Below are 15,945 nucleotides of genomic sequence, written 5' to 3' on the forward strand. Positions count from 1 at the left end.
GACCCCGGCATCCCCTCACCGGCAAGACCACCACGGCCACTGCCGGCCCGACACGACCTTCAAGGTGGGTGAGTACGCGTGAACGAGCAGGAAAAGCTCCTCAGCTACCTCAAGAAGGTCACCGGCGACCTGCACGAGACCCGCAAGCGGCTGCGCGAGGCGGAGTCCGCGTCCCGGGAACCGGTCGCCATCGTCGCGATGAGCTGCCGCTTCCCCGGCGGCGCCGACTCGCCCGAGGAGCTGTGGCGGCTGCTCGGCTCCGGCGGGGACGCCGTCGGCGAGTGGCCCACCGACCGGGGCTGGAACCTCGCCGACCACTACGACCCCGAACCCGGCCGCCCCGGAAAGACGTACAGCACCTCCGGCGGCGCCCTCGCCGGTGCCGGAGACTTCGACGCGTCCTTCTTCGGCATCTCGCCGCGCGAGGCCATGGCGATGGACCCGCAGCAGCGGCTGCTCCTGGAGATCTCCTGGGAGGCGTTCGAACGGGCCGGTATCGACCCGACGACCCTGCGCGGCTCCCGCACCGGTGTCTTCGCCGGCACCAACGGCCAGGACTACCCGGCGCTGCTGCTGGCCTCGCAGGAGAGCCTGGAAGGGCACGTCGGCACCGGCAACGCGGCCAGCGTCGTCTCCGGCCGCATCTCCTACACACTGGGCCTGGAGGGTCCCGCCGTCACCGTCGACACCGCCTGCTCCTCCTCCCTGGTCGCCCTGCACCTGGCCGTACGGGCACTGCGCGCAAGGGAGTGCGACCTGGCACTCGCCGGCGGCGTCACCGTGCTCACGACACCCGGCCTCTTCCTGGAGTTCAGCCGGCAGCGGGGCCTCGCCCCCGACGGCCGGTGCAAGGCGTTCGCCGAGGCCGCCGACGGCACCGGCTGGGCCGAGGGCGCAGGCATGCTGCTGGTGGAGCGGCTCGCCGACGCCCGCCGCCTCGGGCACCCGGTACTCGCCGTGGTCCGCGGCAGCGCCGTCAACCAGGACGGCGCCTCCAACGGCCTGACCGCCCCCAACGGCCCCGCCCAGCAGCGCGTCATCTGGCAGGCCCTCGCCGACGCCCAGCTGTCCACCGCCGACGTCGACGCGGTGGAGGCGCACGGCACCGGTACGACGCTGGGCGACCCGATCGAGGCACAGGCCCTCCTCGCCACCTACGGGCAGGACCGCGAACAGCCGCTGTGGCTGGGCTCCGTCAAATCCAACATCGGGCACACCCAGGCCGCCGCCGGGGTCGCCGGCGTCATGAAGATGGTGCTGGCCATGCGGCACGGCGTGCTGCCCCGCACCCTCCACGTCGACCGGCCCACCAGCCACGTCGACTGGACGGCGGGCCGCGTCGAGCTGCTGACCGAGGCGCGCCCCTGGCCGGCCGTCGACCGGCCGCGCGTGGCGGGCGTCTCCTCCTTCGGCGTGAGCGGCACCAACGCCCACGTCATCCTCGAACAGCCCGCCTCCGAACAGCCAGCCCCCGAACCGGCCGAGCCCGGCGACGGGCCCGTCGCGCGGCCGCACACCACACTGCCGTATGTCGTCTCCGGGCGCAGCGCCGCCGGGCTGCGCGCCCAGGCCGCCGCCCTGCACGCCCGGCTGCGTGCCGACGAGGCGCTCACCCCGCACGACGTGGCCTGGTCGCTGGCCGCCGGCCGTTCCGCTTTCGAACACCGCGCGGTGCTCCTCGCCGACGACCGCGCGGAGCTGCTGCGCGGTCTGGAGTCCCTCGCATCGGGCACCCCGGCGGCCGGACTCGTCCAGGGCCTGGCCGACGTGGACGGCCGTACCGTCTTCGTCTTCCCCGGCCAGGGCCCCCAGTGGCCCGGCATGGCCACCGAACTCCTCGACGCCGACCCCGAGTTCCGCGAGCACTTCACCGCGTGCGCGGCCGCCGTCGAGCGGTACGTCGACTGGTCCGCCGAAGCCGTCCTGCGCGGCCGCGACGGCGCCCCCACCCTCGACCGCGTGGACGTGGTCCAGCCCCTGCTGTTCGTGACGATGGTGTCGCTGGCCCGGCTGTGGCAGTCCCGCGGCATACGCCCCGACGCCGTCGTCGGCCACAGCCAGGGCGAGATCGCCGCCGCCTGCGTCGCCGGGGGCCTCACCCTGGACGACGCCGCACGCGTGGTCGTGCTGCGCAGCAGGGCCATCACCGCGCTCGCCGGACACGGCGGCATGGCCTCCGTGCTGCTGCCCGTCACCGAGGTCGAGGAGCGGCTGGCACGCTGGGCGGGGCGGCTTTCGGTCGCCGCGGTCAACGGACCCGCCTCCGTGGTCGTCTCCGGCGACGCCGACGCCGTACGCGACCTGGTCGCCGACCTCACCACCGCCGGCGCACAGGCCCGGCAGATCCCCGTCGACTACGCCTCCCACTCCGCCCAGGTCGAGGAGATACGCGATCGGCTCCTCGCCGACCTCGCCCCCGTGCGGCCGCGCACCGCCGAGGTGCTGTTCTTCTCCACCGTCACCTGCGACTGGCTGGACACCGAAGGCCTCGACGCCGCCTACTGGTACGACAACCTGCGCCGCACCGTCCGGTTCGCCGACGCCGTACGCGCCCTGGCCGCGCAGGACTTCCGCGCCTTCGTCGAATCCAGCCCGCACCCCGTGCTCACCGCCGCCGTCCGCGACACCCTGGACGAGGACGGCCGCACCGGCACCGTCGTCTCCGGCACGCTGCGCCGCGGCGAAGGCGGACCGCGCCGCTTCCTCGCCTCCCTGGCCGAGCTGAGCGTCCGCGGCGCCGCCCCGGTCGACTGGACGGCCCTCGCCGGCACCGGCACCCGCGTCGACCTGCCCACGTACGCCTTCCAGCGCCGCACCTACTGGCCCACGCCCGCCCAGCTCACAGATCCCGCGACGGCTCCCGGTACCGACCTCGACGCCCGCTTCTGGGAGTCCGTCGAGAACGGCGAGACCGGCTCGCTGGCCGCCGCCCTCCACCTGGACCAGGACACCCTCTCCACGGTCCTGCCCGCCCTGAGCGACTACCGCAGACGCAGCCGGGACAACGCCGTCGTCGACGCCTGGCGCTACCGCGTCACCTGGAAACCCCTGCCCGCGACCCCTGCGCCCGTGCTGCGCGGCGGCTGGCTCGTCGCCCTGCCCGCCGCCCACCAGGACCCGGACCACCCGGGCCACGCCCTCACCACCGCTGTCGTCGACACCCTCACCCACGCCGGCGCCGACCCGGTCGTCGTCCCGGTCGCCCCGGACGACGACCGCGAGCGCATCGCCGAACTCCTGCGCGCCACCGGACAGGACCGGCCCCGGGCCGTACTGTCGCTGCTCGCCCTGGACGAGGAGGAACACGACGGCCTGCCCGGCCTGCCCCGTGGCTTCGCCGCCAGCGTCTTGCTCGTCCAGGCGCTCGACGACCTCGGCCGGGAGGCACCGGTCTGGTTCGCCACCCGGGGCGCCGTCGCCACCGGCGCGACCGAGACCGTCGACGCCCCGCAGCAGGCCCTCGTCTGGGGCTTCGGCCGGGTCGTCGCCCTCGAACAGCCCCAGCGCTGGGGAGGCCTGCTCGACCTGCCCGCCACCCTCGACCCGGCCGCCGCCGAACGGCTCACCGCCGCCCTCGCCGGCGTCGGCCAGGAGGACCAGCTCGCCCTCCGCGACACCGGCCTGCTCGCCCGGCGCCTCAACCGCGCCGCCACGGGCGGGCTGGGCGCGCGCCGCGACTGGACCCCCACCGGCACCACCCTCGTCACCGGCGGCACCGGCGCCCTCGGCCGCCAGGTGGCCCGCAGCCTCGCCCGCCAGGGCGCCCCCGGCCTGCTGCTGGTCAGCCGCACCGGCTCCGACGCCCCCGGCGCGGCCGAACTCCGCGCCGAGCTCACCGCACTCGGCGCCGGACACGTCGAGATCGCCGCCTGCGACATCGCCGACCGCGACCAGCTCGCCGCCGTGCTGGGCGCCATCCCGGACGAACGGCCCCTCACCGCCGTCTTCCACACCGCCGCCGTCCTGTGCGACGGCGTCATCACCACCCTCACCCCGGACCTGCTTGCCGAGGTCCTGCGCGTCAAGGTCGGCGGCGCCCGCAACCTCGACGCCCTCACCGCGGGCCTCGACCTGTCCGCGTTCGTCCTCTTCTCCTCCACCGCCGGTACGATCGGCGCCCCCGGCCACGCCAACTACGCCCCCGGCAACGCCCTGCTCGACGCCCTCGCCCAGCAGCGCCGCTCCCGCGGCCTGCCCGCCACCGCCATCGCCTGGGGGCCCTGGGCCGACGGCGGCATGGCCGAGGGCTCAGTCGGCGAACGCCTCCAGCGGCACGGCGTGCGCCCCATGAACCCCGACCTGGCCCTCGGCGCCCTGCAGCAAGCACTCGACCACGACGACACCACGCTCGCCGTCACCGACATCGACTGGGACCTGTTCGCCCACGCCTACACCACGGCCCGGCCCCGTCCCTTCCTCGACGCCCTGCCCGAGGCCCGGCGCGCCCTGGCGGCCCGCCGCACCCCGGACCACGACCCCCGGCACACCCCCGACAGCGACACGCCCGACACCGGCGACCTCACCCGGCAACTCGCCGCACTCGCCGACCCCGAACAGCGGGCCGCCTTCGAGGAACTCGTCCGCGCCCATGTCGCGGTCGTCCTCAACCACAGCGGCCCCCAGGACGTCGAACCCACCCGTTCCTTCCGCGAACTCGGCTTCGACTCCCTCACCGCCGTGGAACTCCGCAACGCCCTCAGCGGCGCCCTCGGCCGCCCCCTGCCCGCCACCCTCGTCTTCGACTACCCCACCCCGACCGCCCTCGCCGAACACCTCCGCGCCGCCCTCGCCCCGGCCGCCGCCGACTCCCCGGCCGCCGCGCTGCCCGCGCCGCGCGCCACCGACGACGACCCGATCGTCATCACCGCGATGAGCTGCCGTTTCCCCGGCGGGGCCAACACCCCCGAGGAGTTCTGGAGGCTGCTCGCGGACGGCACCGACGCCATCTCCGCATGGCCGGACGACCGTGGCTGGGACCTCGACAGCCTCTACGATCCCGAGCCCGGCCTCCCCGGCCGGGCCAGCACCCGCGCCGGCGGATTCCTCGACCGCGTCGCCGACTTCGACCCCGGCTTCTTCGGGATCTCGCCGCGTGAGGCGCTGGCGATGGACCCGCAGCAGCGGTTGCTGCTGGAGCTGGCGTGGGAGGCGTTCGAGCGGGCCGGGATCGACCCGACGACCCTGCGCGGCTCCCGCACCGGCGTCTTCGCCGGCACCAACTACCAGGATTACGCCTCGCGCCCGCTCGACCCGGCCACGGCCGACGAGGTCGCGGGCCACCTCGGCACGGGCAACTCCGCCAGCGTGATGTCCGGCCGCGTCTCCTTCACGCTGGGCCTGGAGGGCCCCGCGGTGACCGTGGACACGGCGTGCTCCTCGGCCCTGGTGGCGCTGCATCTGGCGGTGCAGGCGCTGCGGGCGGGGGAGTGTGATCTGGCGCTGGCCGGTGGTGTGACGGTGATGTCGACACCGGGGCTGTTCCTGGACTTCAGCAGGCAGCGTGGGCTTGCGGCGGACGGCCGGTGCAAGGCGTTCTCGGACGCCGCGGACGGGGCCGGGTTCTCCGAGGGCGCGGGTCTGGTGCTCGTCGAGCGGCTGTCGGACGCGCGCCGCAACGGACGGCGCGTCCTGGCCGTGGTCCGCGGCAGCGCGGTCAACCAGGACGGCGCCTCCAACGGTCTGACGGCGCCGAACGGTCCTTCGCAGCAGCGGGTGATCCGTCAGGCGCTGGCCGACGCGGGGCTGAAGCCCGCCGATGTGGACGCGGTGGAGGCGCACGGCACGGGCACGACGCTGGGTGACCCGATCGAGGCCCAGGCCATCATCGCCACCTACGGTCAGGACCGTGACCGGCCGCTCCTGCTGGGGGCCGTGAAGTCGAACATCGGGCATACCCAGGCGGCCGCCGGTGTGGCCGGTGTGATCAAGATGGTGTTGGCTCTGCAGCACGGGGTGCTGCCGCGCACCCTGCACGCGGACGAGCCCTCGTCCCACGTGGACTGGACCGCCGGTGCCGTGGAGCTGCTGGCCGAGAGCGCCGACTGGCCGCGTGCCGAGGGGAGGACACGCCGTGGGGGCGTGTCGTCGTTCGGTATCAGTGGCACGAACGCGCATGTGGTGCTGGAGGAGCCGCCGGTACGGGCGGAGCCGCAGCCGGTGCACGCACCGGCTGACGGCGGTGTGGTGCCGTGGGTGGTGTCGGGCCGTACGGCCGCGGCGCTGCGGGCCCAGGCGGCGCGGCTCGCGGAGTGCGTGACCGGCGACGAGACGCTGGGCGCTGTGGAGGTCGGCGCCTCCCTGGTGCGGTCACGATCGCTGTTCGAGCACCGGGCCGTGGTCTGGGGCACCGACCGTACGGAGCTGCTGCGTGGTCTTGAGTCGGTCGCTTCCGGAGAGGAGGAAGCCTTGAACGCCGCGACGGGCACGGCCCGGCGCGACGCGCACACGGCGTTTCTGTTTGCCGGCCAGGGTTCCCAACGGCTGGGTATGGGCCGGGAGTTGTACGAGGCGTATCCGGTGTTCGCCGGGGCTTTTGACGCGGTGGATGCGGAACTGCCTTTCGGTCTGCGGGAGGTGGTCTTCGGTGAGGACGCGGACTGTCTGAACCGGACCGAGTATGCCCAGCCTGCCCTGTTCGCGCTGGAAGTGGCGTTGTTCCGGCTGCTGGAGTCGTGGGGTGTGCGGCCGGATGTGCTGGCCGGGCATTCGATCGGTGAGATCGCGGCGGCGCATGTGGCGGGTGTGTGGTCGCTGGCGGATGCCTGCCGGCTGGTCGTCGCGCGTGGCCGGTTGATGCAGGCGCTGCCGTCCGGTGGGGCGATGATCGCGCTGCAGGCGTCCGAGGACGAGGTGCAGTCCCTGCTCGACGACCGTGTGGGTATCGCTGCGGTCAACGGCCCGCAGGCGGTCGTGATCGCCGGTGTGGCGGAAGCGGTGGAGGAGGTGGCCGCCCACTTCCGTGCCGAAGGCCGCAAGACGACCGCGCTGCGCGTCAGCCACGCCTTCCACTCTCCGCTGATGGAACCGATGCTCGCGGATTTCCGCAAGGTCGCGGAGAGTCTGACGTACGAGCCTCCGAAGCTGCCTGTCGTCTCCACGGTGACCGGCGAGGCGGCCAGCGCCGAGGAGCTGATGTCGCCGGACTATTGGGTGCGGCATGTGCGCGAGACCGTCCGTTACGCCGACGCCGTCCGCGCTCTCGCCGCCCAGAACGTCACCCGTTACCTCGAACTCGGCCCCGACGGCACCCTCACCGCCCTGGCCCAGACGGCCCTCGACGACCCCGAGACGGCCCTCCTCGTACCCGCGCTCCGCAAGGACCGCCCCGAGGCGACCTCGTTGATCGGTGCACTGGCGCGGCTGTACGTCGACGGAGTTCGCGTCGAATGGCGGGTTCAACTGCCCGAGACCCGACCGGTTCTGCTGCCGACGTACGCCTTCCAGCGCCGTCGCTACTGGCTGGACGCCTCCGATCAGCCCGGTGATGTGACCGCTGCGGGTCTTGAGCGCGCCGGACACCCGCTGCTGTCGGCGGCCGTGCGGGTCGCCGAGACGGGTGGACTGGTGCTCAGCGGGCGACTGTCGTCCCGTGCCCACCCGTGGCTCGCCGATCACCGTGTGCTGGGCCGGACCATCCTGCCCGCCACCGCCTACCTCGAACTGGCCGTGCACGCCGGTGACCAGGTCGGCCTCGGTCATGTCGCCGAGCTCACCCTGGAGACCCCGCTGGTGCTGCCCGAGCGCGGCGCCGTACAGCTCCAACTCGCCCTCGGCGGACCGGACGAGGAAGGGCGGCGGCCGTTCAGCGTGCATTCGAGGGCCGCCGACGCCGCTGCCGACCCGTCGTGGACCCGTCATGCGCAGGGGCTGCTCGCCGAGGAGTGCGGACCCGTGCCGCAGGACGCCGGTGCCTGGCCGCCGCCGGATGCCGTGCCGGTCGTACCGGGCGCGGCGGGCGAGGGCGACTGGTACGAGCTGTTCGCCGCCGGAGGGTTCGCGTACGGGCCTGCATTCCGGGGGCTCGGCCGCGTATGGCGACGCGACCGGGACCTGTTCGCGGAGGTCGCGCTGCCGGAGGGCCACCGCGCCGAGGCGGCTCGCTACGGGCTGCACCCCGCCCTGCTGGACGCCGCCGTGCAGACCCTGCTCGTCGGGGCGCTGGACACCGAGGGGGCCGCGGCGACCCTTCCGTTCGCCTGGAACGGTTTCTCCTTGTACGCGACCGGGGCGAGCGCGCTGCGCGTCCATCTGGCGCCCACCGGCCGCCCGGACGAGTACACGGTGTCCGTCGCCGACTGCGACGGCCGACCGGTGGCCACGGCGGACGGGCTGGTGCTGCGCAGGGTGTCCGCCGGACAGATCCCCGACGCGCGGGACACCGATGCGGTGGACGCCGCGCCGCCCCTGCTGGTCCAGCGCTGGCGGCGCGCCGAGCCGCAGCCCGCCGCCCCGGCCCCCGAAACCGTGCGTTGGGCGCTGCTCGGGCAGGGCGACGGTGGTCTCGCCGAGGCGCTGGACGCGGCCGGGGTCCACCTGGAGTGCTATGCCGACCTCGCCTCGCTCGCGGCGGCCCTCGACACCGGAACCGCCGCGCCCAAGGTCGTCCTCACCGCCTGCACCGCCTCCATCGCACCCGCCCCCGAGGCCACCAGGGAGCTGCTGGCCTCGGCGGTGGACCTCGTCCGGCACTGGGTCGGCGACGAACGGTTCTCCGGTTCGCGGCTGGTCCTGGTCACCCGGGGTGCCCTGGCCACCGCCGAGGCGGAGAACGTGAGCGACCTCCCGGCGGCGGCACTGTGGGGACTCGTCAGGTCCGCCCAGCTGGAACACCCCGAACGGTTGCAGCTCCTCGATCTCGACGGAGCTACCGCGCCCGGTGACGACGGCGCCCTCCGTGCCGTCCCGGCCGCGATCGCCGCCGCTCTCCAGCAGTCCGCCGTACGCGGTGGAGCGCTGCTGGAGCCCGGCCTCGCGGCCCAAGCCCCCGCCTTGGAGGGGGACTTCGCTCAGGCGGCATCCTTCGACCCCGATCGCACCGTCCTCATCACCGGCGCCACCGGCGCCCTCGGCACCCTCGTGGCACGCCACCTGGTCACCACGCACGGGGCGCGCCGGCTGCTGCTGGCGTCCCGGCGCGGTGCGGACACGCCGGGGGCCGAGGCCCTGGTCGCCGAGCTGGCCGCGCACGGAGCCGAGGCGACGCTCGTCGCCTGCGACGTCGCCGACCCGGCCCAGCTGGAGGACCTGCTCGCCCGTGTCCCCGGGGAGCATCCGCTGACCGGCGTCGTGCATGTCGCCGGTGTCGTCGACGACGCGACGCTCACCTCGCTGACCGACGCCCGGATCGACGGCGTACTGCGCCCCAAGGCGGACGCGGCCTGGCATCTGCACCGGTTGACCGAGGGACAGGACCTGTCGGTGTTCGTGGTGTTCTCCTCGGCGGCGGGCACCTTCGGCGCGGCGGGCCAGGGCGCCTACGCGGCCGCCAACGCCTTCCTCGACGGGCTCGCCCGGCACCGGCGTGCGCGCGGGCTGCCCGCCACGTCGATCGCCTGGGGGCTGTGGGCGGCCGAGAGTGGCATGACCGCCGGGCTCGGCGCCGTCGACCGGGAGCGGATGGCCCGCAACGGCATGCTGCCGCTCACCGCCGCAGCGGGCCTCGCCCTCTTCGACGCGGCCCTGACCGCACCGGACGCGGCCGTGGTCGCCGTCGCACGTCAGTCCCGGGCAGCAGCCTCGCGGACCGCGGTGCGTCGCGCGGTGGCCGCGGGCGCGCCGGCGGACGGTGGCCGGTCGCTGGCCGGACGGCTGGCGGGACTCGCCGGGGCGGAACGGCTCGCGGTGCTGCTGGACGCGGTCCGGGACCAGGTCGCCGCCGTGCTCGGTCATGACTCGACCGACGAGGTGCTGCCCGACCGGCACTTCGCGGAGCTCGGCTTCGACTCGCTGACCGCCGTGGAGCTGCGCAACCGGCTCGCTTCCCTGACCGGTTTCCGGCTGCCCCCGACGCTGGTCTTCGACCTCGACACCCCGCAGTCCCTCGCCGCCGATCTGGCTGAACGGTTCGCCGGGGCGGCCTCCGGCGACCGGAGTGCCCCTGGTGCGGACCGGCCCGGCGGGGAGACGGCGCAGCAGCCCGCCCGCCCGCAGGACACTGTGGGCGCCCTGTTCCGCACCGCCTGTGAACAGGGCCGCATCGACGAGGGCTTCGCCCTGCTCCAGGCGGTCGCCGAGCTGCGGCCGGTCTTCGAGTCCCCGGCGGACCTGACCGGACCGGCCGCCGGGCTCAGGCTGGCCGCGGGGGACGAGGGCGCCGCGCTGATCTGCTTCAGCTCGTACGTGGCGCTCGCCGGAGTGCACCAGTACGCGCGCTTCGCGTCCGCCTTCCGCGGCCGGCGGGACGTATGGGCGCTGCCCACGCCCGGATTCGGGCGCGGCGAGCCGCTGCCCGCGTCCCTGGACGTGGTGGCCAGGACACAGGCCGAGTGGGTACTGCGGTGCGCGGACGGCAGGCCGTTCGTTCTCACCGGATCCTCCTCCGGCGGCATCCTGGCGCTCGCCACCGCCCGCCGTCTGGAAAAGTCCGGGCAGCCGCCCCTGGGCGTGGCCCTGCTCGACACGTACATGCCGCGCGCGGACTCGCCGTTCACCCGCTTCTCCGCCGAGATGCTGGGCGGGATGTTCGACCGGGAGTCGATGTTCGCGCACATGGACGCCGACCGGCTGTCCGCGATGAGCTGGTACATCCGCATGATCGGCGAGTGGGATCCGGGCGACTTGTCCGCGCCCGTGCTGCTGGTGCGCCCGAGTCAGCCGCCGGTCACCGCGGCCACGGAGGGGCCGCTGCAGCCGGGGGAGTGGCAGAGCTCCTGGGACGGGGCGGACAGCGTGGTCGACGTCCCCGGAAACCACTTCACGATGATGGAGTCGCACGCCGCGACCACCGCGGGCGCCCTCACCACCTGGATCGACACGGTGCTGCCGCCGCACACAGCCGGCCCAGGGCCGGACCACCGAACCGAGGGAGCATGATGCGGGTCCTGTTCGTCACCCTGTCCGAGAAATCCCATGTGTACCTGATGGCTCCGCTGGCGTGGGCGCTCACCGCCGCCGGCCACGACGTCCGTGTCGCGAGCCAGCCGATGGCCACCGAGACCATCACGCGCGCCGGTCTCACCGCGGTCCCCGTCGGCAGCGACCACACCATCCACCACGACATGGCCGCCTACCGCGAGTCGCAGGACTACCGGACGGCGAACTGGAGCCGCTGCGAACGCACCGACGTGGACTGGGCGGAACTGAAGGAGCGCTACGAGCTGAGCGTGCCCTACGCGTTCGCCATCTACAACGACTCCATGATCGAGGACCTGGCGGCCTTCGCCCAGAGCTGGCGCCCCGACCTCGTCGTACGGGACCCGCTGGCGTACGCGGGCGCCGTCGCCGCTCGCATCAGCGGGGCGGCACATGTCCGCCTCATGTGGTGTGCCGACGTATGGGGCCGCACCCGGCAGACGTACCTCGAACTGATGGAGGAACAGCCCGAGGCCGAGCGGACGGATCCGCTCGCCGAGTGGCTGGCGGCGAGGTCGGAGCCGTTCGGCTTCTCCTGCGACGAGGAGATGCTGCACGGCCAGGCCACCATCAGCACCCTGCCCGCGTCCCTGACCCTCCCGACGGCCTCGCCCGAGCTGCCGATGCGGCACATCCCGTACAACGGCCGTGCGGTGGTGTGGGACTGGCTGCGCGAGGCACCCAAGCGGCCGCGGGTATGCCTCAGCCTCGGTGCCTCCAACACCGAGGACTACGGCGGTGACTACGTGTCCGTGCAGGAGATCCTCGACGCCCTCGCCGACGAGGACGTGGAGGTCGTCGCCGCGCTGCTGCCCGCGCAGCGGGAGAAGCTCACCGCGATCCCCGACAACGCCCGGGCCGTCGACTCGGTGGCCCTGACCACACTGCTGCCGACCTGCTCGGCCGTCATCCACCACGGCGGATACGGCAGCTTCGCCACCGCCATGGCCCACGGCGTGCCCCAACTGGTGCTCTCCACCCTGGTCTCCGACCACGAGCTGCGCGGCCGGGCGCTCCAGCACGCGGGCGCCGGCGTCTATCTGCACCACCGGGACGCCACGGCCGAGAAGGTCCGCGACCACATCCGGCAGTTCACCGGGCAGCCGGAGTACGCCGACGCCGCCCGGCGGCTGCGCACCGCATGCGAGGCCATGCCGAGCCCGAAGGACGTGGTGGCGTCCCTGGAACGACTGGCCGAGGTCAGCTGACCGTCCCGTCGGCCACGCCCAGGCCCGTCACCGGAACCCCAGACCACCGCACACCAGATCACCACAGGAACAGGACAAGAGACCATGAAGATCAACGTGGACCGCGAGCGCTGCGTCGGAGCCGGTCAGTGTGTGCTGGCCGCCTACGGCGTCTTCGACCAGAGCCATGAGGACGGCCTTGTGGAACTGCTCCAGGCCGAGCCGCCGCAGGATCTGTACGCCGCCGTGAACGAGGCGGAACTGATCTGCCCCTCCGGCGCCATCGAGATCCAGCCCTGACGGCCGGCTCCCTCACCGACGACACCAGTTAGGCGGGATGGAAACCGTGAAGGCTCTCGTGCTGTCCGGAGGTGCGGGGACCCGGCTGCGGCCGATCACCCACACCTCGGCGAAGCAGTTGGTGCCGGTCGCCAACAAGCCCATCCTCTTCTACGGCCTGGAGGCGATCGCCGACGCCGGGATCACCGACGTCGCGATCGTGGTGGGCGACACCGAGAACGAGATCCGGCAGGCCGTCGGCGACGGCTCCGACTTCGGTCTCGACGTCACCTACCTGCGGCAGGAGGCCCCCCTCGGCCTGGCCCACGCCGTACTCATCGCCCGGGACTTCCTCGGCGACGACGACTTCGTCATGTTCCTCGGGGACAACTTCGTCTTCGGCGGCATCACCGACTCGGTCGACGAGTTCCGCAAGGAGCGCCCGGACGCCCAGCTCCTGCTCACCCGCGTGCCCGACCCGACCGCCTTCGGTGTCGCCGAACTCGACGACATGGGGCGGCTGGTGCGGCTGGAGGAGAAGCCCGAGCATCCCCGCAGCGACCTGGCGCTGGTCGGCGTGTTCCTCTTCGGCCCGGCGATCCACGAGGCGGTGCGTGCCATCGGCCCCTCCGCGCGCGGCGAGTTGGAGATCACCGACGCCATCCAGTGGATGCTGGAGCGGGACCGGGACGTACGCACCACGGTGATCACCGGCTACTGGAAGGACACCGGGAACGCCGCGGACATCCTCGACGTCAACCGCAGACTGCTGGACCTGCTGGAGCACCGGGTCGAGGGGGACGTCGACGAGAACAGCGAGATCGTCGGCCGGGTGCACATCGACGCCGGAGCCGTCATCCGCGGCTCACGCATAGTGGGGCCCGCGATCATAGGCCCCGGCACCCTCGTGGAGGACTCCTACATCGGCCCCTCGACGTCCATCGCGGAGGGCTGCGTCATCCGCAACAGCGAGATCGAGTTCTCGATCATCCTGCGGGAGTCAACCTTCGACAGCATCCGCCGGGTCGAGGGCTCGCTGGTCGGCCGCAACGTACGCGTCTCCCTCGGCCCCAGGGTGCCCGCCACCCACCGGCTGGTCATCGGAGACCACGGGCGGGTGCAGATCTCGTCATGACCGACCCGTACCGCGCACCCGCCGTCCCGGCCACCACCCGCGTCCTGGTGACCGGCGGCGCCGGCTTCATCGGCTCCCACCACGTCAGGACGCTCCTCGGCCCCGACGGCCCGGCCGGCGCGACCGTCACCGTCCTGGACAAGCTCACCTACGCCGGAAACCCGGCCAACCTGGACGAGGTCCGCGGCCATCCCGCGTTCGCCCTCGTCAAGGGCGACATCTGCGACCAGGAACTCGTCGACGGCCTCATGGCCGAACACGACGAGGTGGTGCACTTCGCCGCCGAGTCGCACGTGGACCGCTCCATCCTCAGCTCCACCGAGTTCGTCCGCACCAACGTCCTGGGCACGCAGACCCTGCTCGACGCCGCGCTGCGCCACGGCATCCGCACCTTCGTGCACGTCTCCACGGACGAGGTGTACGGCTCCATCGACACCGGAGCCTGGACGGAGGAGTGCCCGCCGCGGCCCAACTCCCCCTACTCCGCCTCCAAGGCCTCCTCCGACCTGCTCGCCCTGGCCTACCACCGCACCCACGGCCTGGACGTACGGGTGACCCGCTGCTCCAACAACTACGGCCACCACCAGTACCCGGAGAAGGTCGTCCCGCTCTTCGTCACCAACCTCCTCGACGGCCGTACGGTCCCGCTGTACGGGGACGGCGGCAACGTCCGCGACTGGCTGCACATCGACGACCACGTGCAGGGCGTCGAACTGGTCCGCACCCGCGGCAGGGCGGGCGAGATCTACAACATCGGCGGCGGCACCGAACTGACCAACCGCGAGCTCACCGACCTCCTGCTCACAGCCTGCGGCGCCGGGCCCGACCGCATCGAGTACGTCCCGGACCGCAAGGGCCACGACCGCCGCTACTGCGTCGACTGGACCAAGATCCGCGACGAACTCGGCTACCGGCCGCGCAAGGACTTCGCCACCGGCCTGGCCGAGACCATCGACTGGTACCGGGCGAACCGAGCCTGGTGGGAGCCGCTGAAGCAGACCGCCGGGGTGACCCGTTGACCGGCCTGAACGAGATCGTCGTCGTCGGCGCGGGCGCCGCCGGCGTCACCACCGCCGAGACCCTGCGCCGCCAGGGCTACGAGGGCCGCCTCACCGTCGTCGGCGCCGAACCCCATGCGCCCTACGACCGGCCGCCCCTGTCCAAACAGATCCTCTCCGGCCGGTGGGAGCCGGAACGGATCCGGCTGCGCGGACCCGACGTCTACGACCGCCTGGACATCGACCTGCGGTCCGCCACCCCAGCGGCCCGGCTGGACCGCTCCGGCCGGGCCGTCGAACTCGCCGACGGCACCCGGCTCCACGCCGACGCCGTCGTCGTCGCCACCGGCGTACGGCCCCGACGGCTGCCCGGCGCCGACGCTCTGACCGGTGTCCACGAACTGCGCACCCTCGATGACGCCCTCGCCCTGCGCGAAGCCCTCGCCGGTGCGCCGCGCCTGGTGGTGGCCGGAGCCGGCCTGCTCGGCACGGAGGCCGCCATCGCCGCACGTGGCCTGGGCGCCGACGTCACCCTGGTCGGCACCCGGCCCGTGCCGCTCCTTGGCCTCATCGGGCCGCAGGCGGCCGGTCTGGTCGCCGGCGTGCACCGCGACCTGGGGCTGCGCCTCAGGCGGGGGCGGGTGCGCGGGGTGGAGGGCGCGAACGGCGCCGTCACCGGCGTACGCCTCGACGACGGGACGCTGCTGCCCGCCGACGTGGTGCTGACCGCGGCCGGCTCGCTCCCCAACACCGAGTGGCTGCACGGCAGCGGCGTCCGCGTCGCTGACGGCGTCGACTGCGACGCGCTGTGCGCGGCCCAGCCCGGTGTGTGGGCCGCGGGCGACGTGGCGAGCCGGCCCGACGCGCGCGGCGGGCGGCGACGGCGCCATGAACACCGTACGCACGCCACCGAACAAGCCATCGCCGTCGCCCGGAATCTGCTGGCCGGCAGCGGGGCTCGGCCCTTCGTACCGCTGCCGTACTTCTGGACCGACCAGCACGACCTGAAGATCCAGGTGTTCGGGGAGGTCGGCGGGGCCGACCGGTGGCACATCGTCGAAGGCAGCCCCGCCGAGCGGAAGTTCGCGGCCGTGGCCTGTGTCGAGGGCCGTGTCCGGGGCGCTGTCGCCGTCAACCTGGCGCGTGCGGCACAGGAGTTGCGCGCCTTGGCGGAACGCGGCGCGCCATGGGCGGGTCGGCCGGAGCAGACGACGGCGGGCAGGTGACCGCAAGCGTGAGGCGCACGCGGGGCCGTGGAAGGAGCTGCGGACGACCC

General features: G+C 73.6%; 6 protein-coding genes. All 6 read left to right on the forward strand.

Annotated elements, in window-relative coordinates:
• Nucleotides 1-78 precede the first annotated feature (78 nt).
• Nucleotides 79-11,031 (forward strand): type I polyketide synthase, encoded by a 10,953-nt coding sequence (locus AB5L52_RS44300; RefSeq protein WP_369368675.1) that lies wholly within the window; start codon nt 79-81, stop codon nt 11,029-11,031.
• Nucleotides 11,028-12,278: an activator-dependent family glycosyltransferase gene (locus AB5L52_RS44305; RefSeq protein ID WP_369368676.1), complete on the forward strand. Its 1,251-nt coding sequence runs from the start codon at nt 11,028-11,030 to the stop codon at nt 12,276-12,278. The genes AB5L52_RS44300 and AB5L52_RS44305 overlap by 4 nt, the downstream gene beginning before the upstream one ends.
• Nucleotides 12,279-12,362: 84 nt before the next feature.
• Nucleotides 12,363-12,557 carry a ferredoxin gene (locus AB5L52_RS44310; protein ID WP_351031981.1) on the forward strand — a complete coding sequence of 65 codons (195 nt, stop codon included), beginning with the start codon at nt 12,363-12,365 and terminating at the stop codon, nt 12,555-12,557.
• A 46-nt stretch (nt 12,558-12,603) separates the two neighbouring features.
• Nucleotides 12,604-13,671, forward strand: a complete 1,068-nt coding sequence (locus AB5L52_RS44315; RefSeq protein ID WP_369368678.1) for a glucose-1-phosphate thymidylyltransferase — start codon at nt 12,604-12,606, stop codon at nt 13,669-13,671.
• Nucleotides 13,668-14,690: a dTDP-glucose 4,6-dehydratase gene (gene rfbB, locus AB5L52_RS44320; RefSeq protein WP_369368679.1), complete on the forward strand. Its 1,023-nt coding sequence runs from the start codon at nt 13,668-13,670 to the stop codon at nt 14,688-14,690. Before AB5L52_RS44315 ends, rfbB begins: the two co-directional genes overlap by 4 nt.
• Nucleotides 14,687-15,895 (forward strand): NAD(P)/FAD-dependent oxidoreductase, encoded by a 1,209-nt coding sequence (locus AB5L52_RS44325; RefSeq protein ID WP_369368681.1) that lies wholly within the window; start codon nt 14,687-14,689, stop codon nt 15,893-15,895. The genes rfbB and AB5L52_RS44325 overlap by 4 nt, the downstream gene beginning before the upstream one ends.
• Nucleotides 15,896-15,945 lie beyond the last annotated feature (50 nt).

Origin of the sequence: Streptomyces sp. CG4 (assembly GCF_041080655.1) — a bacterium.
GTDB lineage: Bacteria > Actinomycetota > Actinomycetes > Streptomycetales > Streptomycetaceae > Streptomyces.

Excerpts from the sequence above, each read along its gene's own strand:
- AB5L52_RS44305 (WP_369368676.1), top strand. The coding sequence starts at position 11,028 with ATGATGCGGGTCCTGTTCGTCACCCTGTCCGAGAAATCCCATGTGTAC.
- rfbB (WP_369368679.1), top strand. The coding sequence starts at position 13,668 with ATGACCGACCCGTACCGCGCACCCGCCGTCCCGGCCACCACCCGCGTC.
- AB5L52_RS44310 (WP_351031981.1), top strand. The coding sequence starts at position 12,363 with ATGAAGATCAACGTGGACCGCGAGCGCTGCGTCGGAGCCGGTCAGTGT.